At 71.5% G+C, this 21,593-nt stretch carries 18 protein-coding genes and 3 pseudogenes; 14 read left to right on the top strand and 7 right to left on the bottom strand.

Features of this window, described 5'->3' with window-relative positions; all coding sequences use genetic code 11:
- Nucleotides 1-150: 150 nt before the first annotated feature.
- Nucleotides 151-1,341 carry a cytochrome P450 gene (locus NOD94_RS26380; protein WP_281208604.1) on the top strand — a complete coding sequence of 397 codons (1,191 nt, stop codon included), beginning with the start codon at nucleotides 151-153 and terminating at the stop codon, nucleotides 1,339-1,341.
- An 83-nt stretch (nucleotides 1,342-1,424) separates the two neighbouring features.
- Here NOD94_RS26380 and NOD94_RS26375 read toward each other — a convergent pair whose 3' ends face one another.
- On the bottom strand, nucleotides 1,425-2,147 hold the full coding sequence (locus NOD94_RS26375; RefSeq protein WP_281208603.1) for a hypothetical protein: 723 nt from the start codon (nucleotides 2,145-2,147) through the stop codon (nucleotides 1,425-1,427).
- Between the two features lie 41 nt (nucleotides 2,148-2,188).
- The gene (locus tag NOD94_RS26370; protein WP_281208602.1) at nucleotides 2,189-2,683 is read right to left on the bottom strand and encodes a transcriptional regulator; all 495 of its coding nucleotides are present in this window, start codon (nucleotides 2,681-2,683) and stop codon (nucleotides 2,189-2,191) included.
- A 721-nt stretch (nucleotides 2,684-3,404) separates the two neighbouring features.
- Between NOD94_RS26370 and NOD94_RS26365 the strand changes: the two genes are divergently transcribed.
- The 5 genes from NOD94_RS26365 to NOD94_RS26345 all read left to right on the top strand — a co-directional run bounded on the left by NOD94_RS26365 (nucleotide 3,405) and on the right by NOD94_RS26345 (nucleotide 9,613).
- Nucleotides 3,405-5,315 (top strand): helix-turn-helix domain-containing protein, encoded by a 1,911-nt coding sequence (locus NOD94_RS26365; protein WP_281208601.1) that lies wholly within the window; start codon nucleotides 3,405-3,407, stop codon nucleotides 5,313-5,315.
- A gap of 897 nt (nucleotides 5,316-6,212) precedes the next feature.
- On the top strand, nucleotides 6,213-6,836 hold the full coding sequence (locus NOD94_RS26360) for a peptidoglycan DD-metalloendopeptidase family protein (RefSeq protein WP_281208600.1): 624 nt from the start codon (nucleotides 6,213-6,215) through the stop codon (nucleotides 6,834-6,836).
- Nucleotides 6,837-6,865: 29 nt separating this feature from the next.
- Nucleotides 6,866-7,456, top strand: a complete 591-nt coding sequence (locus NOD94_RS26355; RefSeq protein WP_281208599.1) for an N-acetylmuramoyl-L-alanine amidase — start codon at nucleotides 6,866-6,868, stop codon at nucleotides 7,454-7,456.
- 92 nt (nucleotides 7,457-7,548) lie between these two features.
- The gene (locus NOD94_RS26350) at nucleotides 7,549-8,958 is read left to right on the top strand and encodes an oxygenase MpaB family protein (RefSeq protein WP_281208598.1); all 1,410 of its coding nucleotides are present in this window, start codon (nucleotides 7,549-7,551) and stop codon (nucleotides 8,956-8,958) included.
- A 274-nt stretch (nucleotides 8,959-9,232) separates the two neighbouring features.
- Nucleotides 9,233-9,613 carry an STAS domain-containing protein gene (locus NOD94_RS26345; protein ID WP_281208597.1) on the top strand — a complete coding sequence of 127 codons (381 nt, stop codon included), beginning with the start codon at nucleotides 9,233-9,235 and terminating at the stop codon, nucleotides 9,611-9,613.
- Between the two features lie 72 nt (nucleotides 9,614-9,685).
- Here the strand turns inward: NOD94_RS26345 and NOD94_RS26340 are convergent, their stop codons facing one another.
- Complete coding sequence (locus NOD94_RS26340) at nucleotides 9,686-10,597, bottom strand: AraC family transcriptional regulator (RefSeq protein WP_281208596.1); 912 nt, start codon at nucleotides 10,595-10,597, stop codon at nucleotides 9,686-9,688.
- 359 nt (nucleotides 10,598-10,956) lie between these two features.
- Here NOD94_RS26340 and NOD94_RS26335 point away from each other — a divergent pair.
- Nucleotides 10,957-11,175 (top strand): annotated as a pseudogene (locus NOD94_RS26335) (DUF4232 domain-containing protein); the annotation flags it as partial.
- 170 nt (nucleotides 11,176-11,345) lie between these two features.
- On the opposite strand, the gene NOD94_RS26330 reads toward NOD94_RS26335, so the two are convergent.
- Nucleotides 11,346-12,065, bottom strand: a complete 720-nt coding sequence (locus tag NOD94_RS26330; RefSeq protein WP_281208595.1) for a class I SAM-dependent methyltransferase — start codon at nucleotides 12,063-12,065, stop codon at nucleotides 11,346-11,348.
- A gap of 336 nt (nucleotides 12,066-12,401) precedes the next feature.
- On the opposite strand from NOD94_RS26330, the pseudogene NOD94_RS41470 reads away from it, so the two are divergent.
- Together NOD94_RS41470 and NOD94_RS41465 are read left to right on the top strand one after the other, a co-directional pair.
- Nucleotides 12,402-12,959, top strand: a pseudogene (locus NOD94_RS41470) (carbohydrate binding domain-containing protein); the annotation flags it as partial.
- 183 nt (nucleotides 12,960-13,142) lie between these two features.
- A pseudogene (locus NOD94_RS41465) lies at nucleotides 13,143-14,099 on the top strand (chitinase); the annotation flags it as partial.
- A 168-nt stretch (nucleotides 14,100-14,267) separates the two neighbouring features.
- On the opposite strand, the gene lpdA reads toward NOD94_RS41465, so the two are convergent.
- Nucleotides 14,268-15,677 carry a dihydrolipoyl dehydrogenase gene (gene lpdA / locus NOD94_RS26320; protein WP_281208593.1) on the bottom strand — a complete coding sequence of 470 codons (1,410 nt, stop codon included), beginning with the start codon at nucleotides 15,675-15,677 and terminating at the stop codon, nucleotides 14,268-14,270.
- A 95-nt stretch (nucleotides 15,678-15,772) separates the two neighbouring features.
- Here lpdA and NOD94_RS26315 point away from each other — a divergent pair, with 95 nt between their 5' ends.
- Complete coding sequence (locus NOD94_RS26315) at nucleotides 15,773-16,696, top strand: LysR family transcriptional regulator (protein WP_281208592.1); 924 nt, start codon at nucleotides 15,773-15,775, stop codon at nucleotides 16,694-16,696.
- Nucleotides 16,697-16,841: 145 nt separating this feature from the next.
- Complete coding sequence (locus NOD94_RS26310) at nucleotides 16,842-17,477, top strand: GNAT family N-acetyltransferase (protein WP_281208591.1); 636 nt, start codon at nucleotides 16,842-16,844, stop codon at nucleotides 17,475-17,477.
- 337 nt (nucleotides 17,478-17,814) lie between these two features.
- Here the strand turns inward: NOD94_RS26310 and NOD94_RS26305 are convergent, their stop codons facing one another.
- A complete protein-coding gene (locus tag NOD94_RS26305) occupies nucleotides 17,815-19,017 on the bottom strand; it encodes a S8 family peptidase (protein ID WP_281208590.1) in 1,203 nt (400 codons plus the stop codon).
- Between the two features lie 229 nt (nucleotides 19,018-19,246).
- On the opposite strand from NOD94_RS26305, the gene NOD94_RS26300 reads away from it, so the two are divergent.
- On the top strand, nucleotides 19,247-19,741 hold the full coding sequence (locus NOD94_RS26300; RefSeq protein WP_281208589.1) for a hypothetical protein: 495 nt from the start codon (nucleotides 19,247-19,249) through the stop codon (nucleotides 19,739-19,741).
- Nucleotides 19,742-19,984: 243 nt separating this feature from the next.
- Nucleotides 19,985-20,455 carry a DIP1984 family protein gene (locus NOD94_RS26295; RefSeq protein ID WP_281208588.1) on the top strand — a complete coding sequence of 157 codons (471 nt, stop codon included), beginning with the start codon at nucleotides 19,985-19,987 and terminating at the stop codon, nucleotides 20,453-20,455.
- A gap of 123 nt (nucleotides 20,456-20,578) precedes the next feature.
- Here NOD94_RS26295 and NOD94_RS26290 read toward each other — a convergent pair whose 3' ends face one another.
- A complete protein-coding gene (locus NOD94_RS26290) occupies nucleotides 20,579-21,016 on the bottom strand; it encodes an NUDIX domain-containing protein (protein WP_281208587.1) in 438 nt (145 codons plus the stop codon).
- 198 nt (nucleotides 21,017-21,214) lie between these two features.
- Between NOD94_RS26290 and NOD94_RS26285 the strand changes: the two genes are divergently transcribed.
- Entirely contained in the window at nucleotides 21,215-21,556 is a 342-nt protein-coding gene (locus NOD94_RS26285) for a hypothetical protein (protein ID WP_281208586.1), read from the top strand.
- Nucleotides 21,557-21,593 lie beyond the last annotated feature (37 nt).

The raw sequence follows: 21,593 nt of genomic DNA, 5'->3' as shown, positions 1-21,593 counted from the left end.
CGCACGGACCGCCGGGCAGGGCCCGCATCGATGGTCGCGCGCGGCGGGCGGGCGGCGGATGCCGTCGGTCGAGCGCGCCGGCCGGGCCCGGATCGTCGGGGCCCGGTAGGCCCCGTCCGGGCGGAACGGGCCACGTTCTAGGGTGGGATCATGGATCTTCAGGGCGAACTGATCGAGCACCCGTACTCCGTCTACGACAGGCTCCGGGACACGGCCCCGGTGTGCCGGATCACGGGCACCGACGGCACGCCCGCGTGGCTCGTCACGCGGTACGACGATGTCCGCGAGGCGCTCACCGACCCGAGGCTGTCCCTGGACAAGTCCAACGCCGCGGAGGGAACCTACCGGGGCTTCGCCCTTCCGCCGGCGCTGGACGCCAACCTCCTCAACATGGATCCGCCGGATCACACGCGCATCCGCGGGTTGGTGGCCCGCGCCTTCACCTCGCGGCGGGTGGAGCAGCTGCGGACACCGATCCGCGAGACCGCGGACCGTCTCCTGGACCGGCTCGGGCCGACCGGCAGCGCGGACCTGCTGGCCGGCTACGCGTTCTCGCTCCCGATCATCGTGATCTGCGACCTGCTGGGCGTACCCGAGGACCGGCGTGTGGACTTCCGCGGTTGGACGGAGGCACTGGTGGCGCCGGATCCCGCTCGGCCGGAGGCCGTGAAGGAGGCGCTGGTGGCGATGCTCGGCTTCCTCACCGGGCTCATGGAGCACAAGCGGAGCCGGCCTGCCGACGACCTGCTGTCCGACCTGATCGCCGTCCGGGACGCCGACGGGGACCGCCTCGGCGAGGACGAGCTGATGTCGGTCGCATTCCTCGTCCTGTTCGCGGGCTACGAGAACACGGCCCAACTGATCGGCAACGCGATCCACACCCTCCTGCGGCATCCGGACCAGCTGGCCCTGCTCCGCAAGGACCCCTCCCGACTTCCGGCCGCCGTGGCCGAGTTCGCCCGGCTGGAGGGCCCCGCACTCCTCGCGATCCGTAGGTTCGCCACCGAGGACCTGACCATCGCCGGGGTCACGGTGGCGGCGGGGGAGACGGTGCTCGTGTCCCTGTCGGCGGCCAACCGGGACCCGGCGCGCTTCCCGCAGCCCGACGCCCTGGACCTCGACCGTGACACTTCCGGCCACCTGGCGCTCGGCCACGGCATCCACTACTGCCTCGGCGGCCCCCTCGCGCGCGTCGAGGTGGAGATCGCCCTCGCGGCCCTCCTGGAGCGTTACCCGACGCTGGAGTTGGTGGATCCGGCTCCGCAGTGGCGGCGGTCGCTGCGCTCCCGCGGCCTGAAGGAGCTGTCGGTCCGCTACGGAGCGGTACGCGAATCGCCCTGATGCGGCGTGTGGAACAGCACGGAGCCCTGCCCACGCCTTGGCGGCGTGGGCAGGGCTCGTGGACGTACGTGACGCGGCAGGGGCTAACCCGACGCCAGAGCCTTCTTCTGACGGAGCCGCTCCCGGAACGCGCCCATCATGGGGAGCGTCAGGCCGGAGAAGAGGAAGATCACCGCGAGGCCGCTCAGGGTGGGGCTGACGAACTCCTCGGTCTTCAGCGACCACGGCCTGTCGAGGGTGTAGAAGATGATGTAACTCCCCTTGGTCAGGGCGTAGGCCAGTCCGAAGACGGCCGCCATGGCGGACAAGGAGAACCCGGCACCGCTCCAGGGGCGGATGCCCCAGTTGCGGCGCGCCGTCCTGCCGCACATGAACGCCAACTCCCCGCAGGTGACCATCACGTACGAGAGGTAGAGCAGGAGGTACGCCGCGATCTTGGGGTTGTCGGCGTAGGCGGTCGTGAACGCGATGTCGGGCGCGTTCGTCGCCAGGAACAGCGGCACCATGATCGCGAGCTCGACCACGGCGGCGAAGCCCCGGTGGAAGATGGCGGACTTCACGTACTCGGGGCGGTAGGCCAGGTCCACCATGGTGATCTGCAGTGCGGCGCACCAGAGGATCGCGCAGACGTGGGCGATGAGCTTGCCGATGTTGACGACGCCGGTGACGTCCTCAGCCGCCCGGGCCACGACGGGGACGGCGAACAGGACGCCCAGTGTGCACACCCCGAACGCGATGGCGATGGCCCATGTGGAGACCCGGGGATTTCCCAGGGCCCTACGCGTGCAGAGCACGGTGACCAGCAAGCCGGCCAGTGTGCACGTCCCGAAGACTATGCCGTCCACTACTACAGCCCTTCCAGTGATTCGGCCGCATAGCGAGCGGCCTCGTCCGGTTTCCGCCGTCGCCGGCGCTTGCTCGGCGGCGTGACGGCCGCGCGGGGCGGAACCTGTTCCAGGCCGACGTGGGCCCTTCGTCGTTCCAAATCTTTGATGACGCCCGCCAGTTCACTTTCCGGCAGACCGTTCAGCAGGGCCAGGACGTGTCGCGCGAGAGGGTTCTCGAATGCCTCCAGCGCCTCGAGATCGTCGTAGGCCTCGTGCGGGAGCAGGTGGGCGGGTGGGACGCCCAGAGCTTCGCACAGGGCCAGCAGCGTGCCGACGGTCGGGTTGGTCTGCGAACCATTGGCGATCTTGGCGATGGCGGCGTGCGACAGCGACGGATGGCCGTCGGGCAGGGCGTCGACGGACTCCGAGAGCGACCGGGACGTGTGACTACGGCCCCGCAGCCCGGTCATGAGGGCCTTGAGTTTGTCCGCGATGGACGGACGGTCGCCGCTCACCTCAGGCAGCAGGTGCCGCTCACGGCCCGAAGGACGTACTGCTGATGCATGCACACAACCACGTACCGGTCTCTCGCTCTGTCTGGGCCTACGCCTGTGTACTTTAGTTGACACGGTTGGGTGCGGAAGGCAGTATCCCGATAGGGAACGCAACCTTGCGCACCGGCGTGTGCGCGGGATGTCGGGCCTGCCCACAAGGGGACGTCGTGCTGCCGTGACGGCCTCTTGTCGAAGACGTCCCCGCAGGTAGGACAAGGGGCGGAGGGGCGACCGGCCGCAGGTCGGCCGCACACCGTGCGGCGCGCACCCACGCAGTCGGCGTTGCACCATACAGGGGGGCAGTTGAGTCCGGAGTTGGCATGCAAGGACAGTGACCGGGCGTCGGGATGGACCGCGGGGGACGTGCGTTTCTCGCCCGGCCGCCTCCGGCGACACGACAACGGCTCCACTCCCGTCCTCGATGGTGGGCTCCGCGATCGTCGCAGCCTGCGCGTCCAGCCCCGTCCGACCACTCCGAGCATGGCGGTACGACCGCTTCCCAGCATGCCTGAACGTCGTTCGCGCACAGTGCATTTCGAGTCGGGGGCCATGTCGCACCCAGTGGAGTACATGAGCCTTGCTGGAGAGCGGGCATGAGGTCGTGACCGGGGTGCCCGTGCGGCTCGCTGAACGACACGGGGCACCTACGCGACAACTTCCGGACTGCTTCGAGGAGCGCTCGATGCCAACCCTGGGCACGCTGCCCACCCGCAACCCCGAGCTCGAACTGACGTTTTTCAGCCAGTGCTCCTCCACCGCCCGGGCGGTGGAAGTGACGGGTGTCCTCTCGGTGACCCCGGAGACGCTCCTGGAAGAAGGAGTGCCGTCCACCCTGCCCGACGGCTTCGTCGTGCTGATCGCCGACACGGTCCCCTTCCGCCTGCGCGGTCGCATCACCACCGTGCTGGAGGTGTTGCTGCGGCGCATGAACCGTGACGGCGGCGCCGGCCTGATCGTCAGCGCCGCGCCGGGTTCCCGCCAGCCGTACCCCCAGTCCCTCGTGGACCTGGCGGACCGGCTGGGCATTCCCCTCCTGGTCACCGCCGCGCCGGTGGAACAGTGGCAGGGGGTGCACGAGGCCATCCAGGAGTTCCGGGTCGCGTGCGCCGAGCGGCGGGCCGCCCAACTCGCCTCACTCGTACAAGAACTGCCGGCACGGCTCGCCGACCACAGGGCCATGCAGCGCATTGCCGACTGGCTGGCCCGCGCTCTCGACGTGCAGGTGATGGTCAGCGAACCCGACCGCGTCCTCGTCGCGTCGCCGGCCACGGCGGCCGAGGAACTCGCACAGGCGATCATCCGTCAATCCGTCGACGGCAACGCCCCTGACGCCCGCTCCGGACCGCACACCCGGCTCATCTCGCTCGGCCCGTCCTCCGCCGCGGACACGGTCCTCGCCGTTGCCCGACGCACGCCGTTCGACGACGCCGACCTGCGGCTGCTGCGCCAGGCCGCCAAGCTCCTGGGCCTGGTGGACCAGGCGCGCCGCGAGTACCGGGCGGCATCCGACGCCGTCCGGGACGCGCGCGGCGCCGCGGTGGAGCTCCTGTTGGACGGTGAGGTGTCCAAGGCCCGCCGGGTCATGAGGAACCTCGCCCCGGGACTGCTCGACCCCGAGACCGCACGCGTCTTCGTCGTGGAGACCTCGCCCAGTCGACGCGACGCCGCCGTGCGCCGCTGCGAGGCCGTCACGGCCGGCCGCGCCGTGGTCGTCGCCGACGCGCGCCGCCACGACCGGATCCTGGTGATCCACCCGGTCCGGGCCGACGAGACGGACGACAAGGTGGCCGTCGAACTGACCCGGCTGGTCTCCGTACTCGGCGCGGAGGCCTCGCTGGGCGGCAGCGGGGTGTACTCGATGTCCCTCCTCGGCCGGGCCCTCCACGAGGCGACCACCGCCCAGCGGTTCGCCGTCCACCAGCCGGACTCCGTGGCCCTCTCCGTGCGGGACACCGACCTGGTGAGCCTGCTTCCGGCGCACGACGCCCAGGTGTGGGCCCGCCGGCTGCTGAGTCCCCTCATGCAGATCGACACCCAGTGGGAACTGCTGCGCGAGACGCTCCCCACCGCCCTGGCCTACCCCTACACCGTGGCAGCGCGGCGTCTGGACCTGCACCGCAACACCGTCACGCGACGGGTGGCGCGCGCCGCCGAACTGCTCAACAAGGACTTCGCGGCCCTGACGGACCGCATCACCGTCGGCCTGGCGCTGGAAATCGTCACCCAAAGGGAGTTGCCGGAACCCCCCGACGGGTGCCTCGAAGGCGGGGAGCCCACGCTCCGGGGGCTGCTCGACGGCCCGCAGATCCGCGCCTGGGCCGAAGTACTGCTTCGGCCCGCCTGCGCGGACAGGCGTGACCTGCTCACCACGGCGACCGCCTGGCTCACGTTCGACGCGCACCTGGAGGCGACCGCGCGCGAACTGGGTCTGTCGGAGGCCACGGTCCGCTCACACGTCAGGGCCCTGGAAGGGCACCTGTCGCGCGACCTGTCCTCGCTGAGCGGCATGCGCGACCTGCTGTTCGCGCTGAACCTCATGTCGGGCACACCCCAACTTCCGGACTCGTCCCGAGAACTGTGCGCGGCCGCCTGATCTGAGCGGCCCGCGGGATCGGGGCCGTCGCGCCCCGCCGCACCGGGCCCGTTTCGAACGCCTGTCCCCCGACCGCGGAACGGAACGGACAGGTGCTGCGGTTCGGTGCCCCTTTCCGTCGGTTGAGCGAAATTCGATCGGCCCGCTGCGGCGCCGCCTTCTGTCGGGCATCCGTACTGGAAATCCTTTTTCGGGGCCTCAGGGGCGATTCGTGCGGAAGCCGTGCAGGCGGCTCCGCGATTTCTATTTTCGGCCGGCGGGAACGCGAAGATCGGCTGGAAACGGTTTTGGCGCTCGGGGTGGCCGGACGAAGCGACCGACATGGGCGGCGGGTGCGGCGGGAGCGGGGTGCCCCTGAAGCGGGTCGCGCGGCGCGGTGGGTGCAGATCCTGGTGAAACCCCAGGTGGGAGGGAGTGCGGAGGGGAGGCCGGCGCCCCGGAGGACCCTTCCGCGTGGCTGGAAACGCGCATGATGTTTGACCGGAATTGCATCAACGAATCCATCCCCGGGTGCGCGCGATTCGTTGAATCCGAAAATGGATTCGTTGGCCGAAAAGTGTCGTGGCGGGATATCGCGCCTCATTGGTAAAAGATGCCGGCTTTTCTTTCCGGTGCGTCCGCTGTGCAACTCCGGAGGGTCGGATCCGCATCATGTGCACCTCACGCGCATGTGTGTCAGTCATGGTGCAGAACCCACAGTTCATACCGCTCGGATTGTGCAACTACGCAATGGTGAGGCATTCCGTACCTGCGTAGTGTTACCGGAGCAAGCACAGCCCGACCCACATTCCGGAACCCACTGTTCGAGAAATCGTGCGGTGCCGGACCACGGGGGTGTACGGCACGGAAGTGGACTCGGAAGAGGGCGAAGGGCGTGCTTGCGGCGATCCGGTCGCCTTGAACACCGGAAGACGGGTGCCGGGGGAGTGGCAGGAGCCGCTTCCCCCGGACAACCCGCTGCCCGCCGAACGCCCGCCGGCCTCCCGCGCATGCGGCACCCCCGTCACGGCGGTCGGCCCGGGCACCGTGGTGGCCGGTGACCAGGGCGCGTACGGGAACTGCGTGATCCTTCGGATGGAGGACGGACGGTTCACCCTGTACGCGCACCTCAGCAGGGTCGACGTCAAGGCCGGTCAGAGCGTGAGCGGTGGCCTGCGCCTGGGCCTGTCCGGAGCGACCGGCAACGTGACAGGGCCCCACCTGCACTTCGAGACGCGTACCGCCAACAGCTACAACGGCCACACCGACCCCATGGCGTACCTGGCCGGCAAGGGCGTGACGAAGGCGGCAGGGGCGAAGAAGAGCGTCGTGCGCAAACCCGTCGCGAAGAAGGCGGCCCCGCGCCCGGCGGCGGCCAAGGCCCCCGCCGCGTACACCGTCAAGGCGGGGGACACCCTGTCGGGGATCGCCCTGGCCAACCTCGGCAACGCCGGCCGGTACCCGGAGATCGCCCGGCTCAACGGGATCACCGATCCCGATCGCATCCGGGCCGGCCAGAGGCTGAAGCTGCCGCCTCGATAGCCACGACCGCACCGGCGCAGGAGGTCACGTTGGCCGATCCGCTCAGCCCCGATGCCTTCCTGGCCGCGCTCGTGAACGAAGGCGTCAAGATCGTCGAGCGTCCCGGTTGGCGCGCCCACAACCGCGACCACAAGGGCCGTTGGGGGCCCGTGCACGGCGTGATGGTGCACCACACCGTGACGAAGGGGATCAAGGCAACCGTCCGACTCTGCGCCGGCGGGCACGGGGACCTGCCCGGGCCGCTGTGCCACGGGGTGATCGGAAAGGACGGCACCCTGCACCTCGTCGGGTACGGCCACGCCGGCCTCGGCGACCCGGCCGTACTCGCCGCGGTCCGGGCCGAGGGCCCGCTGCCCGCGGTCGCGGAGGCGACGACGGACGGCAACCGGCACTTCTACGGCTTCGAGTGCGAGAACCTCGGCGACGGGAAGGACCCCTGGCCGCCCGAGCAGGTGGACGCGATCGTGCGGGTGTGCGCGGCACGGTGCCGTGCCCACGGCTGGGGCACCACCGGGGACACGTCGGTGATCGGTCACGTGGAGTGGCAACCGGGCAAGGTGGACCCGAGGGGGCCCGACGTCACCATGGGCGCCGTCCGGTCCTCCGTGGCAGCCGGCTGACATGAGCCGGGCCGGCATCCGAGGCGATCACCGCAACCTCCCCCGCCGTTGCGGCGTTGTGCTCCTGTCGGCCACCACCTCAAGGAGCACGCGTGACACCACCCCCTCCACCCTCCGCCGCCGGCCTGCTGCGCCTGACCCTCGGAGAATGGCGCATCGGGCTGGTGGCGTGGCGACTTCTCGTCCTGCAGACCGCACACCCCGCCGTCGCCGCCGGCACCGCCCGCTACTCCACCTACCGGGCTCACCCCTGGCGGCGGATCGAGCACACCATGGACAGCGGGAGCCGACTCTTCTTCGCCACCCCGGAAGAACGCCGGCGAGAGGTCGCCCGGCTGGAGCGCGCGCACCGCCGCATCCGCGGCACCGACGACGCGGGCCGCCCGTACGACGCCGAGGACCCGCAGGTCCGCGCCTGGGTGATGGTGACGCTGTACGAGGCCATGACGGCCATGCGCGAGCTGTCGGGCGACCCCCTCCAGCCCGACGAACTCGACTCCCTGTACGCGGAGTTCAAGGAGGTCTGCGCGGACCTCGGGATCCCCGACGACGCCCTCCCCGCGACCGCGGCCGACGTGGCCGCGTACGTCGACCGGACCGTTCGCGAGGTTCTGGAATTCGGGGACCAGGTCCGCTACCTGCTCTTCGACATGCTGCGCGAGGCTCCCGCCCCCCGCCGCCTCGGACGGCTGCACCCCGCTTGGCCGCTGATGCGCGCCGTCGCCGCGAGCGTACTGACCACCCTGACCGTCGCCGACCTGCCGCCCGCCTGGCACGAGCGGTTCGCGATGCCCCGAACCCGTACGGCCGCCGCCCTCTCCTGGACGGTGCACCGCGGCATGCGGCAGGTGATGACGCGCCTGCCGGACCGGCTGCGCTACCGCGGCCATTCCGACGGTGACGGGCCACGAGCCGCATCCAGGCGCCCGGCGCCCGCCGCACGTCTGCCCCGGCCCCGTACCGTCGACTCCCGCCCGGCACGGTTGGAGGCGTTCTTCCACCAGGTGCTCGACCAGACCGGTGACGGGCGGGTGGACAGCGCCGACCTCCAGGCGATGGTCCACAACGTGTGCTGGCAACTGGAGTTGCCCGTCGAGCGCGAGGACGTACTGTATGCCGCCTTCGAGACCTGGTGGCGGCAACTGCGGGAGGGAATGGACGCGGACGGTGACGGCGCGGTGGAGTGCGCCGAGTTCGTCACCGCGATGCTCGCGGGCGTCGATCGTGACGCGGACTACCTCGACCGCGGCCTCGGCCCGGCGGTGCGCGCCCTGTTCCGGGCCGTCGACACCGACGGCAGCGGGTACCTGTGCGCCGACGAGTACCGCGTCCTGTTCGGAGGTCCGCGCGTACACCCCGCCGAACTGAACGACGCCTTCAGGCAGTTGGACGCCGATGGGGACGGTCGGATCAGCGAGGAGGAGTTCGTCGCCGCGTTCACCGACTTCTTCACCGCCCGCGCGGACACGGCCGCGGGCGTGGCCCTGCTGGGCCGCCCCTGACCGTCAGGAGATGCGCAGGGGCCCGTGCCCCGACACCCGGGTGAAACAGTTCCAGCCGCGTACACACGCTCGCTCGTCGTTGCCCGACGATCGGCCGGAACCGGGGCGGAGCTCCGGAGCGAGTGGGGCCGGGACGCCATGGGTGTCGGGGTGGGGGGCTTCGCTCCGTGGATGTCCCCGGCGAGATGTTTCGTTCCGCGGGCTGTGGACGGGTGGCTTCCCGGCGCATGGTCGGAGGGAGACGGGGCGCCGCCTCGTGGACGGAGGACGGGTCGTGAAGGACACACCACTGCGGGCGAGCCTGACGGAGGTCGAGCCGGGTGTGCTGCGGGTGGAGGTGGCCGGTGAGGCCGACAACGACACCTGTCCCGTCCTGCGCACGGCGCTGCACGACGCGCTCGCGGCCGACCCACCCCCGTACCGCCTGGAAGTCGACTGTGCGGGGCTGACGTTCTGCTCCTCGGCCTGCCTGAACGAACTCCTGATCATCCGTCTGGCGGCGAGGGCGCGCGGCATCGCCTTCACGGTGACCGCGGCAAGCCGCCCCCTGAGGGTGCTGCTGACCCTGACCGGTACCGACACCGTCTTCGGTACGGTCCCGGCCCGGCACCGCCACGCCCCCCACCCCCGGTCCTGCGCGCCGTCCGGGGGGTGAGGCGGAGCCGGGGGACGAGAACGTCGGATCGGCGCGTCCCGCGCCCCGGGCCCGCCGACGAGGTCGTGCGGCTCAGCCGCGCAGGGTCGTGCCGGGGGTGACACCGTACGCCTCGCGGTACGCCGCGGCGAAGCGTCCCTGGTGTGCGAAGCCCCAGCGAACGGCGACGGCGGTCACCGTGGTCAGCGCGGGCGCCGCGGCCCTCAGTTCCTCGTGGGCGCGGGCCAGCCGCACCCTGCGCAGATGACCCAGCGGGGTGGTCGCGGCGTACCGGGAGAAGGCGTACTGCACGGCACGCGGGGTGACCGGGACCGCAGCCGCGATCTCCGCCAGCCCGATGTCGCGGTGGGCGTTCTCCTCGATGAACGCGACGGCCCGCCGCAGGGTGTCGCTCGTGCCGTCGCGCGAGCCGGTCCGGTCGGCCGCGGTGTCGACGCGGGTGTGGGGCAGGCAGCTCAGGGTGGTGGCGGCCAGCAGGCGGGCCGCCGCGCCGGTGAGGAGGGGCTGGTCGGCGAATCCCGGCTGGAGCAACGTGTCGCGGACGTGGGCGACCGTCCGGCACAGCATCCGGTTCTCCGCCGCGCCGAGCGCGGTCTGCCCCGAGAGCCGGACCCGCTCCCCGCCCTCCGTGGCCTGGTCCAGCAGGCCGGCGTCGAACATCGTGATCGTGTAGCGGGCGGCACGCACCTCGCCCGCGTAGGGTCGGCCCGGCAGGGCGACGAGGAACGTCTCACCGGGGCCGCAGACGTCACCGCCGCTGGTGTGCACCCCGCGGTCGACCGTGATCAGACAGAGCTTCTCCAGAGGTCCGGCGTCGTACGACATCGTGAAGTCGAAGGCGAGACGGTCCACATGCAGCCCGCCGGCGGCACGCCGCTCGATGCGGGCACCGGTGCGCTCGGGACGGCCGCTGATCGTCATGGGAGTGTACGAGGACGACAGGAACGCCTCCGTCTCGTCGAGGCTCTCACTCCGAAACAGCATCCGTTCCATGCTCACCCACTCGTCCGGGCCGGGCCCCGAACCGCGGGGCGAAGGAGTCACGACCACAGGCGGGGAGCGACGGAGCCGCCGCGGGTGCTCCCACGAGCCCCAACTGCGCCTTCCTTCGCGGCCCGGCCTCGACCGCGTCAACCGTCCCATCCTTCCCGATCCCCGTCCGGATGGCGAGAGGACTCCTTCCCGAGGCGTATGCCTCGGAGGGGGCATGCACCGCCCGGGTCAAGAACCGCCACGTCACGGGTCCGCCCCGACGGACGGTGGCCCCCGCCGGATGCGGAACGGTCGGGGGGACCGCCTTCCCGGCCGGCCGACGGCGTCGTCCGGTGCGGTGCGGCCCGACCGTCCTGAAGAAGGGCACGGCCGTGTCCTTCGGCGTCAACTACCCGCTTGACACGACGGGCGGCTCGGGCGTCCGCGTCACGGGGCTCGTGGTGACCCCGCCGGACGAGACGAAGTCGGTCACCCTCACCTGGCCCGGCGCCGCCACCCTGCCCGTCACGGACGGAGCCGGCTCCCCGATCAAGGTCGGCCCGATCGGAAGCGCCGGACAGGGCGGCTGACCGCGGGTCTCGGCGCGATCACCCGTACGCACGCCCCACCCCTCGCGCTCGGACGCCACGACCCGAGGGCCCCTCGGTGCGGGGGCGGGCCGTCGAAGCGTCGAACCGGCGCCCGCGCCGGTGGTCGGGTGCGCCGGGCACGGAGGCCTGAGTGCGCGGAGTACGTCGAGTCAGGGGCGGCCGGCGACGAACCAGGTGGCAGGCAGTTCCACCGGGGTGCCGTCGGGGCGGGCCTCGCTCATGGCGAGGGTGGTGGCGCCTTCGTCGAGGACGGTGAGGCCGGCCGCGCGCAGCAGGGCGGCGACCTCGCCCTCGGCGACTTCGCCGGGGCGCAGGTCGTGTTCCTTGACGCGGCGCAGTTTCGGGGAGGGGCCGCCGGGCTGCGCGGCGATGGCGGCGATGACCTCCTTGGCCTCACCGGTCGGTTCCAGGACGAGGGCCCGGCCGTGCGTGCCGACCAGTCGGGCGACTGTCGCGGCGACAGCGGGGCGGTCTTCGGGGTCGCTCTGGTGGAGGACGGCCCGCATGTAGACGTTCGTGTCGCCGAGGCGCTCGTGCAGGGCGGCGGCCTGGATCGGGTCGGCGAGGTTGAGCTGCTCGTACGTGGCGGCCCCGTCCGGGTCGGTGCGGCGGGCGTGGTTGACGGCTGCGGCGGAGAGGTCGACGCCGACGGCGCCGGCGAAGCGGGTGGCGAGGAAACGGGTTTGGGTGCCGTTGCCGCACCCGAGGTCGGCGATGGGGAGGGAGCGGTCGGCGTACGGGGTGAGGTGGTCGAGGTCGCGCTTCGCGGTCAGGGCCGGGTCCGCGTCCCAGAAGGGTTCGCCCGGTTCGCCGGAGCTCTGCTCCCAGAAGCCGTCCCAAGCGGTGCGGTAGCGGTCGGACACGGTCATGGAGTCTCCCTGTGGTGTGCGGTGTGTGGTGCAGCGCGTTGGGGTTCGCGTGACTGGTGGCTACCCGGCGGGCGCCCGGCCCAGCCTCACCCGAACGGTCGGAAGGCGGGCCCCGCGTGTTCGACGGCCGGGGAACACTTCGTGGGCGGGACCGGGTCGGGAGCGGACGCCCCGACGCCCCACCTCGGCATTGGTCCATACCTATTGACCGACCCTTCCGCCCCCCATACGATCCGGACCGGCACAGCCCCACCTGTCCCCACCTCACCCGGAGCCGGGCGTCGCGCCCCCACGCGTAGGTCATGTCCATGACGTCCAGCGGGAAGGGAGCACTCCATGTTCCGTCGGAGCTCGCGCACTTCACGTCCCACCTGCGATGCCCACCCTCCTCGGGAACCCGGTCGCGGAGACGCCGGCCGGTCGTACCGGACCACCGGCCGCGCCGGTCGCGGAGCGTCCGCCTTCGTGCGTTCGCTGGCCGGGGTGAGCGTCGCCGCCGTCATCGGCGCCGGCGTCGCCGTGTCCGGCACCGGCCCGGCCGGAGCCGTCACCGCCGAGCCGGTGGCCAACTCCGGCTTTGAGAAAGGCCTTTCGGACTGGACCTGCTCCGGCGGTTCCGGTGCTGTCGTCGCCGGCCCGGTGCACTCCGGCTCCGCCGCGCTCAAGGCCTCCCCGACGGTCTCCGACACGGCCCGGTGCAGCCAGACCGTGAGCGTGCAGCCCAACTCCTCGTACACGCTGAGCGCCTACGTCCAGGGCAGCTACGTCCACCTGGGCGCCACCGGCACCGGTGTCACCGGCGCCGGTTCCACCTGGACTCCGAACAGCCCGTCGTACAGCCGGCTCAGCGTCGGCTTCACCACCGGCCCGAGCACCACCTCGGTGACCGTGTACCTGCACGGCTGGTACGGGCAGCCCTCCTACCACGCGGACGACGTGTCACTCGCCGGACCCGGCGGCAGCACCCCGACGCCCACGCCCACGCCCACGCCCACGCCCACGCCCACGCCCACCGCGACGCCGACGTCTACCCCCACGCCAACCCCCACCCCCACCCCCACCACCCCTCCGCCCGGCGAGTCCTGCCCCACGAAGCCCAAGCCTTCCGGCAAGGTCCTGCAGGGGTACTGGGAGAACTGGGACGGTGCCTCGAACGGCGTCCACCCCGGCATGGGTTGGATCCCCATCACGGACAGCCGGATCTCCGCGCACGGCTACAACGTGCTCAACGCGGCCTTCCCCGTGATCCTTTCGGACGGCACCGTCCTGTGGCAGGACGGCATGGACACCGGCGTCAAGGTCGCCACCCCCGCCGAAATGTGCCGGGCCAAGGCGGCCGGAGCGACGATCCTGATGTCGATCGGAGGCGCCGCCGCGGGCATCGACCTGAGTTCCAGCACCGTCGCCGACCGGTTCGTGGCGACCGTCGTCCCGATCCTGAAGAAGTACAACTTCGACGGGATCGACATCGACATCGAGACCGGCCTCACGGGCAGCGGCAACATCAACACCCTGTCCGCCTCGCAGGCCAACCTGGTGCGCATCATCGACGGAGTATTGGCCCAGATGCCCGCGGGCTTCGGTCTCACGATGGCTCCCGAGACGGCGTACGTCACCGGGGGAAGCGTCACCTACGGGTCGATCTGGGGTTCCTACCTGCCGATCATCAAGAAGTACGCCGACAACGGGCGGCTGTGGTGGCTCAACATGCAGTACTACAACGGCAGCATGTACGGCTGCTCCGGCGACTCCCACCAGGCCGGGACGGTGCAGGGCTTCACGGCGCAGACCACGTGTCTGAACAACGGCCTGACGATTCAGGGGACCACCATCAAGGTGCCCTACGACAAGCAGGTGCCCGGCCTGCCCGCCCAACCCGGCGCGGGCGGCGGCCACATGGCTCCGAGCCTGGTCGGCCAGTCGTGGAACGCCTTCGGCGGTGCGCTGAAGGGGCTCATGACGTGGTCGGTCAACTGGGACGGCTCGAAGGGCTGGACCTTCGGCGACAACGTCAAGTCCCTCCAGGGCCGTTGACCTCCCAGCCGACCCCTCACCCGACCCCTCAGCCGACCTCCCGCCCAGCCTGACGCACGAGGTCGTGGCGACCGACCGGACGGCCGCCACGACCTCGACGTGAACGCGTTCGGTGGCGCGGAGCCGGTCCGGCGCGGCGCCGGAGGGGCCGCGGGCAGGCGACCGGGGCTACTGCTGGTGGAGGCCTCGGCCCGCCAGGCTGAGGAACGCCTCCCCGACCGCCTCCGAAAGGGTCGGATGGGCGTGGACGTGGCGTGCCACGTCCGCCGGCTCCGCCTCCCAGCCCACGATCAGCTGACTCTCCGAGATCATCTCCGACACGTGCGGGCCGACCAGGTGCACGCCCAGCACCCGTCCGCCGCGCTCCGCGACCACCTTCACCATGCCGCCCTGCCCGTGCACCATTCCCTTGGCGACCGCGGTGAGCGGCATCGTGTTGACCACCACGTCGTACGACGCCTCGCGCGCCTGCGCCTCCGTCAGTCCGACGGCGGCGGTCTGCGGCGACGAGTACGTGACCCGCGGCACCGCCGCGTAGTCCACCGGTACGCCCGCGACCCCGGCCAGGGTCTCCGCCACCAGCAGGCCCTCCGCGAAGGAGGCGTGGGCCAACCCCAAGGACGGCGGCGGCAGCAGGTCGCCGACCACGTGGATGCCCGGGACCGCGGTCTCCAGCCGCGACCAGTCGGCCGGCGCCACGAAGCCCCTCCCGTCGGTGGTCAGTCCGGCCGCCTCCAGGCCGAGCCCGTCGGTGACCGGGATCCGGCCCACCGCCACCAGCAGCCGCTCCGCCCACAACTCGCGAAGCTCCCCGCGGGCGGTCCGTACGGTGGCCCGCACGCGTCCGTCGGACACCTCCGCGCCCTCCAACCGGGCACCCGTCTGTACGTCGATGCCCCGCTTCTTCAGGCCCCGCACCAGGTGTCGGGACACGTCCATGTCCTCCAGCGGGACCAGCCGATCGGCGGCCTCCACGAGGGTCACCTCGGCGCCCATCGACCGGTGGAAGGAGGCGTACTCCACGCCGATCGCACCCCCGCCCAGGACCAGGACCGAGGCCGGCAGCCCGGGGGCGAACAGCGCGTCGTCGCTGGTGACGACCGTCCGCCCGTCGGGCTCCAGTCCGGGCAGCGTGCGCGGTCGCGAGCCGGTGGCGAGGACGATGCCCCGGGTGGCGGTGAACTCCCGCCCGTCGTCGGCCCGTACGGACCGCGGCCCGGTCAGCCGCACCCCGCAGCGCACCACCCTCACACCGGCGTGCTCCAGATGCCCCTCCACACCCTTGTGGTTGCGCCCGACGATGTCGTCCCGCGTCGCGGTCAGCGCCTGCCAGTCGACCGCCTCCACGTGCGCCCGAACGCCCCAGCGCTCCCGCGCCTCGGCTATCCCGTCGACGAGTTCGGCCGCGTGCAGCATCGCCTTGCTCGGGATGCAGCCGCGGTGCAGGCAGGTCCCGCCGACCTTGTCGCGTTCGGCGAGCAGGACGGTCAGTCCGAGGGCGGAGGCGCGCAGGGCGGTGCTGTAGCCACCGGTCCCGCCGCCGATCACGATCACGTCCACGCTGTTGTCGTTGGTCATGTGCCAAGCCTGTGGCAGCCGTTGGACGGAGTCCAAGGCAATGATCTTCTGGACTCCATACAGGCTCTCTATGGGGTTCTCTAGACTTGCCGATCATGAGCCTGCGCCAGATGGAGTACTTCCTCGCCGTCGTGGAGGAGTCGTCCTTCACCCGGGCCGCCGACTCCCTGCACGTCACCCAGCCCGCCCTGTCCCACCAGGTCAAGGCGTTGGAGAAGAGCGTGGGCGGCGCGCTCCTGGAGCGCATGACGCGCGGGGTGCGGCTCACCCCGATGGGCCGCGCCTTCCTCCCGCACGCCCAGCTCGCAGTCCGCAGCGCCCGCCAGGCGGAACGGGCCGCCCGCGCGGCCGCCGGCGTGGCCGGCGGCGAACTCCACATCGCCACCGTCCACGCGTTGGCCGTCGGCGTGCTGCCGGGCATCGCCGCCCGGTGGCGGACCCTGCACCCGGGGGTCGCCCTGGTGCTGAGCGAGTACGGCTCCACCGAGGCGTTGGAGGAACAGCTGGAGCGGGGCGTCGCGGACGTCGCCGTCGGTCCCGAGCCCGCGAGGTGGCCGGGCCCGCTGCGGCGGATCGGCCGGGAGGAGCTGGTCCTCGTCGTCCCGTTCGACGACCCGCTCGCCGGGCGGGGCGCGGTGGGCCTCGCCGAGCTGGCGGACCGCGACTGGATCCGCTGCGCCATGGAACCGGTGGTCGACGGGCAGTTGGTGATCGACCGGGCCTGCGGGGCGGTCGGATACGCGCCGCGCACGGTGATGCGCACGGAACACACCTCCACGGCGGTACGGATGGCGGCCGCCGGGGTGGGCATCGTCGTGGCCCCCGCCCACATGGTCCGAGGGGCGGTCGGCGAGGACTGCGCCCTGCTCTCCCTCGACCCCTCGTGGCACCGCCCGCTCGCGTTGTTCTCCAGGGTCCCGCTGACCGGCGCGGCAGCGGCCTTCGCGCAGCTGTTCGCCGGCGCCCAGGCGCTTCCCGACGCCTGCCCGGTGGACGATCCCGCCCGTCCGTCCGCGTAAGGGTTCGCAGGCGCGGACCGAGGTCGCCCCACCCCACGTCGAGTACGGCGGGCACGCGGGGGCCGATGATGGTCAGCGGCCCCTGTCACCCCACTTGTGTAATATCCCAGATCGAATGTCGGTCATTACTTGGAGGGGTGCTCGCATGTGGGAGATCGCGCGCGCGTGGGTCGACGGATGGACCGTCTCGCGGCGGACGCCCAAGCCGGTGGGCGCGCCCTGGGGGCTGAGCATCCAGGTCGGGCTGCCCGCCCAAGCGGTCCGTCACGTCCTGCTCGACGACGCCGATGCCGAGACCGTCCTCGGGCTCGTCGGCGCGATCACCCAACCGACCACCTGCGTCAAGGCCTTTCTGGAACCGAACGCCATGGAGCCGTGGTTCTCACCCGAGTGGGAGCCGACGGATCCCGGCTTCCTGATGGCCGTCGACCTGCGTGCGTCCGCCGTGCGCGCGCCTGACGGCTACACGGTCACCACCGCGACCGTCGACGAGGTGATGAGCGTGCGCATCCTGGCCGCCGACGGCGCGCTCGCCGCGGGCGGTCGGATCGGACTGACAGGCGCAGCCTGCGTCTTCGACCAGATCATCACCGAGGAGGCGCACCGGCGCCGCGGCCTCGGGACGGTCGTGATGGGCGCACTCACCAACGCGGCCGTCGAGCACGGTGTGGCCACCGGCATCCTGGGCGCGACCGTACCGGGCCGAGCGCTCTACGAGGCGCTCGACTGGAAGGTCCTCGCACCGCTGACCGGCTTCACGTACAAGCCCGTCGGCACCTGAACCGCGACCCGCGTACCGGCGGGGCTCCTCGACCAGTGGGAGTGGGGCTTCACCGGACCGAAGGCCGTCTCGACCGCGGCTCCGCCCGGGGTATAGTGGCTCTTGAGCTCGCGGCCGTGGATTTCGGTTGCGGCGTCAGGCGTTGGTGGTCCAAGGAAAGACATCCCACTTCCCGTGGGGGAATGCAGGTGCAAGGCCTGCCCAGCGCTCGATCAAGGTCCCGACCTCCTTTGGAGGTCGGGACCTTTTCATTGACCATCACGGTCGGGGCGGAGCGCCTGCGCGCCCTCTTGGCAGGCTCGTGGTCGTCGAGCAACCGGGCCGGTGGCGCCGAGGTTTACAGCCCGTTGGTGAAGAGGAGCTCGTTCGGGCTGCTCTTGCTCACCTTGCTCAGGACGTCCTTGGTGGACACGTCGCCCAGGTACTCGGCGATCTCGGCCGGGTCCGCCTTGGGGTGGGCCTGCTTGTAGAGGGCGACGGTACCGGCGACGTGCGGGGAGGCCATCGACGTGCCGTTCAGGGAGACGGAGCCGCCGCCGAACTTGGCGGAGAGGATGTCCTCGCCGGGGGCGTAGATCTCGACGCAAGTACCCCAGTTGGAGAAGTCCGTCTCCTCGTCGTACCGGTTGGTCGCCGCCACCGTGACCACCCGCTCGGCGGAGGCGGGGGAGACCTGACAGGCGTCCTTCGAGTCGTTGCCGGCGGCGAGGACGGGCAGGACACCCGAGTCGGAGAGGGCCGTCGCGGCGTTGTTCAGGGCCTGCGACAGGTCCCCGCCCAACGAGCCGTTGAGGACCGCCGGCTGCGTGGCGTTCTTCGCGACCCAGTCGAAGCCGGCGATCATCCCGGAGTACGTGCCCTTGCCGTCGCAGCCCAGGACACGGACGCTGACCAGGCTCGCCTTGCTCGCGACCCCGTACGTCTTCCCCGCGACCGTGCCCGCGACGTGTGTCCCGTGCCCGTTGCAGTCCTGGCCGTTCCTCCCGTCGCCAATGGCGTCGAAGCCGAAGGTGGCGCGCCCGCCGAATTCGGTGTGCGCGTAGTCGATGCCGGAGTCCAGGATGTACGCGGTCACGCCCGCGCCATTGCCGTCGGTGGTGAAGTTGCCGTCGAGAGGCAGGTTCCGCTGGTCGATCCGGTCCAGCCCCCAGGCCGACGCGGGACCGCGGGGAGCGGACACGCCGGCGGTGGTCATGGCCCCGGGGGCGGCGAGCTTCGCGTCTTCCTCGACCGCCTTCACGCCGAGGCTGTTGCGTACGAGCGTCAACTGCAGCGGGGTGAGGGGGACGGCGAAGCCGTTGAGTGCCTTGCTGTAGACGAACGTCGGCTTCAGACCGAGCTTCTGAGCGGCCTTGGCCGGGTCCACGAGCTTGTCGAGGGTCACGATGTACTGACCGGGCACCGGGACCGCCGCACGGATCAGCGGCGCGGGTTCCGGTGCGGGGGCCGAGGCGGACGCCGTACCGGAGGCGAGGGGCCCGGTCAGGGCGAGGGCGGCGGTGACGGCGCCGGCGAGAGCGAGCTTGCTGCGAGTGTTCACGTGGTGAGGCGATCATGCAGGAACGATCATGCTCAAGAACCCTCCCGGCGATTCGCCCGCGGGGCGGAAGCACCACCGCATTGCGCTCCGCCATCCAGGTGTCCACCGACACCGACCGGTGCGGTCGACCTCACGTACGGGGGCGTGGCTCGCGGGATCGGCGGTGGGGGACGGGTGACCCGTACCCGTGGGTAGGTTTCCTCGGAGCTCGCGGGCTTAGACTCCCGGCATGAAATGGGGGAGAGCGGCGATCGCTGCGGGGCTCGTGTTGCTGCTGAGCGGATGCGTGGCCAAGTACAACCCGCTCTTCGTCGGTGGTGGCAGCTCCACACCGGTGATCGGCTGGCGTGATTGCCCAGGTGCCACACACGACGGTGTTGCCGAGTTGGGGCTCTACGCGGGGGCGGCCGAGCCCACCGTGGATGACCCCGGCGAGCTGATTTGGCACATCAAGGCAACCCCGGGCAACCTCTCGAAGCGCATCTCCATCGGTGAGACGCCAGAAGGGTTCGCGACCCTTCTGCCCATGACCACCCAGCTGCGCTCCGGGACCACTTACGCCCTCAGAACGAATATGTCCCCCGACGATCCGGTATCCGGATTCGTCACCTTTCGCCCCGAGCAACTTGCGGGCGGACAAGTGGTCTTCGGCAACGGCAATGAGGAATCACCGAGTGACTACCGGAGTCGTGACGACGAAGACTTCGGATGCTTCGCCGGGTGACGAGTGAGGGGGGGCACCCCGGGCTTGCGGCACGCGGAGGTCGTCGTCCCTCCCCGACATCGGTGACCCTGTTCCGGCCGCCACCGACGAGCGCCGTGGTCCGCCGGCCGTCGCGGGTCCGACGGCCTCGGAGTGACGTAGGGTGATCGACGAAGCCGTACTGCCCGTCGCCGTACCGCTGCACGCACGACGAACGGCCAACGAACGGCCAACGAACGGAACCAGGGGAGGGGACCCACCACGATGAAGCTCGGGGAAGCGCTGGCGGAGCGCGCGGAGGCGGCTCGCCGCGTCGAACAGTTGCGGGCCCGCATCGTGGCCAACGCCCGTCACCAAGAAGGTGAGACCCCTGCCGAGGATCCGGCCGTGCTGCTCGCCGAGGTCACCGAGACCCTCGACGCCCTGGAGTCCCTGATCCGGCGCGTCAACCGGACCAACGCCGCAGTCGACATGGGTGCCGACGGCACCCTCACCGACGCCCTCGCCCGCCGCGACACCCTGCGGCTGCGCCACTCCGTACTCACCTCGGCCGCCGACGCCGCCGCCGGTAGCGGTGAGCGCGGACACGGCCGCCAGCTGCGATCCGAGCTGATGGTGCTCCCCGCGCTGCCCGTCGCCGAGCTCCGTGCCCGCGCCGACGACGCCGCCCGCGAGATCCGCGAGATCGACGTACGCATTCAGCGCACCAACTGGGAGGCCGACCTCCTGGACTGAGACCGGCGGTGCGGAGCAGGTAGTCGCTCCGGAGGCGTGCACAACCGAGGGCCGGCGGTTACCGGCCCGACTGGCGCGCGGAGAGCAGCGCATCGGGTTCGACTCCCGAAGCGACAGTGCAGCTCAGCAGCGTGACAAGTCACCGTGCACCGCGCACATTTCATCACCACGTGCAGATCCGGTCGTGACGAGGGCGGGCTCGGGGCATCCGCACCGCAGGACGGCGCCCGGTCCGGGGCTGAGGCTCCCGGACCGGGCGCCGTGTCGTGCGCGGGGACGGTGTCGGCTTCCGACGTCGTGGTGTTCCGGTCCGCACCGGACGGCGCGCTCGGCTGCGGGGATCACCCGTGAGTCCACGCCCGGCAGACGCTCGACCACCGCGTCGCAGCCGGTCTCCTCGGCGACCTCGCGGATCACCGTGCCGACCGGATCCTCGGCGTGTTCGACCCTTCCGCCCGGGGGCGTCCAGTCGGGTTCGCCGTTCGGCGGCAGATGACGGGCGGGCAGTACCCGTCCGTCCTCGATGCACACGGCGTACGCCGCCAGTCGGAAACTCGTCACGAGCCTCAGGCCATCCCGGTGTTCGACCCCGGCGCATCGCCGGTCGGGGCCCACGGGGCGGGGTCACGGGGCGGGGCCACGGCGTCGGGTTGCGGTAAGCGCGGAGGGGTCGAACGGCCGACGGACGTGAGGGAGACGAAAGGTCGGTCCCTCGTACGTTCGGGGTGTCAGTCGGACTTCCACCCCAAGGAGCACCTCATGAACACCGCAAAGCGCATCGCCGCCACTTGTGCCGCCGTCCTGCTCAGCACCCTGGCCCTCGGCGGGGCCGCCCACGCCGACGGCCAGGGCGGCGGCGCGGTCAAGGCTCCGTACGAGCGGACGGTCAAGGCCGCTCCGGGTACGGACGGCGTCGCGGCACGGAAGGTGCGGCCCGCCTCGAAGGACGACCCGCACGGCCGGACGGTCAAGGCCGCTCCGGGAACCGCCCACGTACCGGCAGGCAAGGTGCGGCCCGCGTCGCAGGGCGGTTCTCACAGTGAGACGGTCGAGGCGGCCCCGGGCACCGACCACGTTCCGGGGCACCCGGCCAGGGACTGATCCCCACCGGGGGCGGAGGGGCCGCCCCCGGCCTCCG

The organism is Streptomyces sp. Isolate_45, from assembly GCF_024721315.2.
GTDB lineage: Bacteria > Actinomycetota > Actinomycetes > Streptomycetales > Streptomycetaceae > Streptomyces.
This window is presented reverse-complemented; position numbering and strand designations above follow the sequence as displayed.

Bases quoted from the DNA above. Each gene is read 5' to 3' on its own strand.
- NOD94_RS26330 (WP_281208595.1), bottom strand. From the start codon at position 12,065: ATGACCGTGTCCGACCGCTACCGCACCGCTTGGGACGGCTTCTGGGAG.
- lpdA (WP_281208593.1), bottom strand. From the start codon at position 15,677: ATGACCAACGACAACAGCGTGGACGTGATCGTGATCGGCGGCGGGACC.
- NOD94_RS26380 (WP_281208604.1), top strand. From the start codon at position 151: ATGGATCTTCAGGGCGAACTGATCGAGCACCCGTACTCCGTCTACGAC.
- NOD94_RS26310 (WP_281208591.1), top strand. From the start codon at position 16,842: ATGTGGGAGATCGCGCGCGCGTGGGTCGACGGATGGACCGTCTCGCGG.
- NOD94_RS26365 (WP_281208601.1), top strand. From the start codon at position 3,405: ATGCCAACCCTGGGCACGCTGCCCACCCGCAACCCCGAGCTCGAACTG.
- NOD94_RS26300 (WP_281208589.1), top strand. From the start codon at position 19,247: ATGAAATGGGGGAGAGCGGCGATCGCTGCGGGGCTCGTGTTGCTGCTG.
- NOD94_RS26285 (WP_281208586.1), top strand. From the start codon at position 21,215: ATGAACACCGCAAAGCGCATCGCCGCCACTTGTGCCGCCGTCCTGCTC.
- NOD94_RS26315 (WP_281208592.1), top strand. From the start codon at position 15,773: ATGAGCCTGCGCCAGATGGAGTACTTCCTCGCCGTCGTGGAGGAGTCG.
- NOD94_RS26295 (WP_281208588.1), top strand. From the start codon at position 19,985: ATGAAGCTCGGGGAAGCGCTGGCGGAGCGCGCGGAGGCGGCTCGCCGC.
- NOD94_RS26340 (WP_281208596.1), bottom strand. From the start codon at position 10,597: ATGCTGTTTCGGAGTGAGAGCCTCGACGAGACGGAGGCGTTCCTGTCG.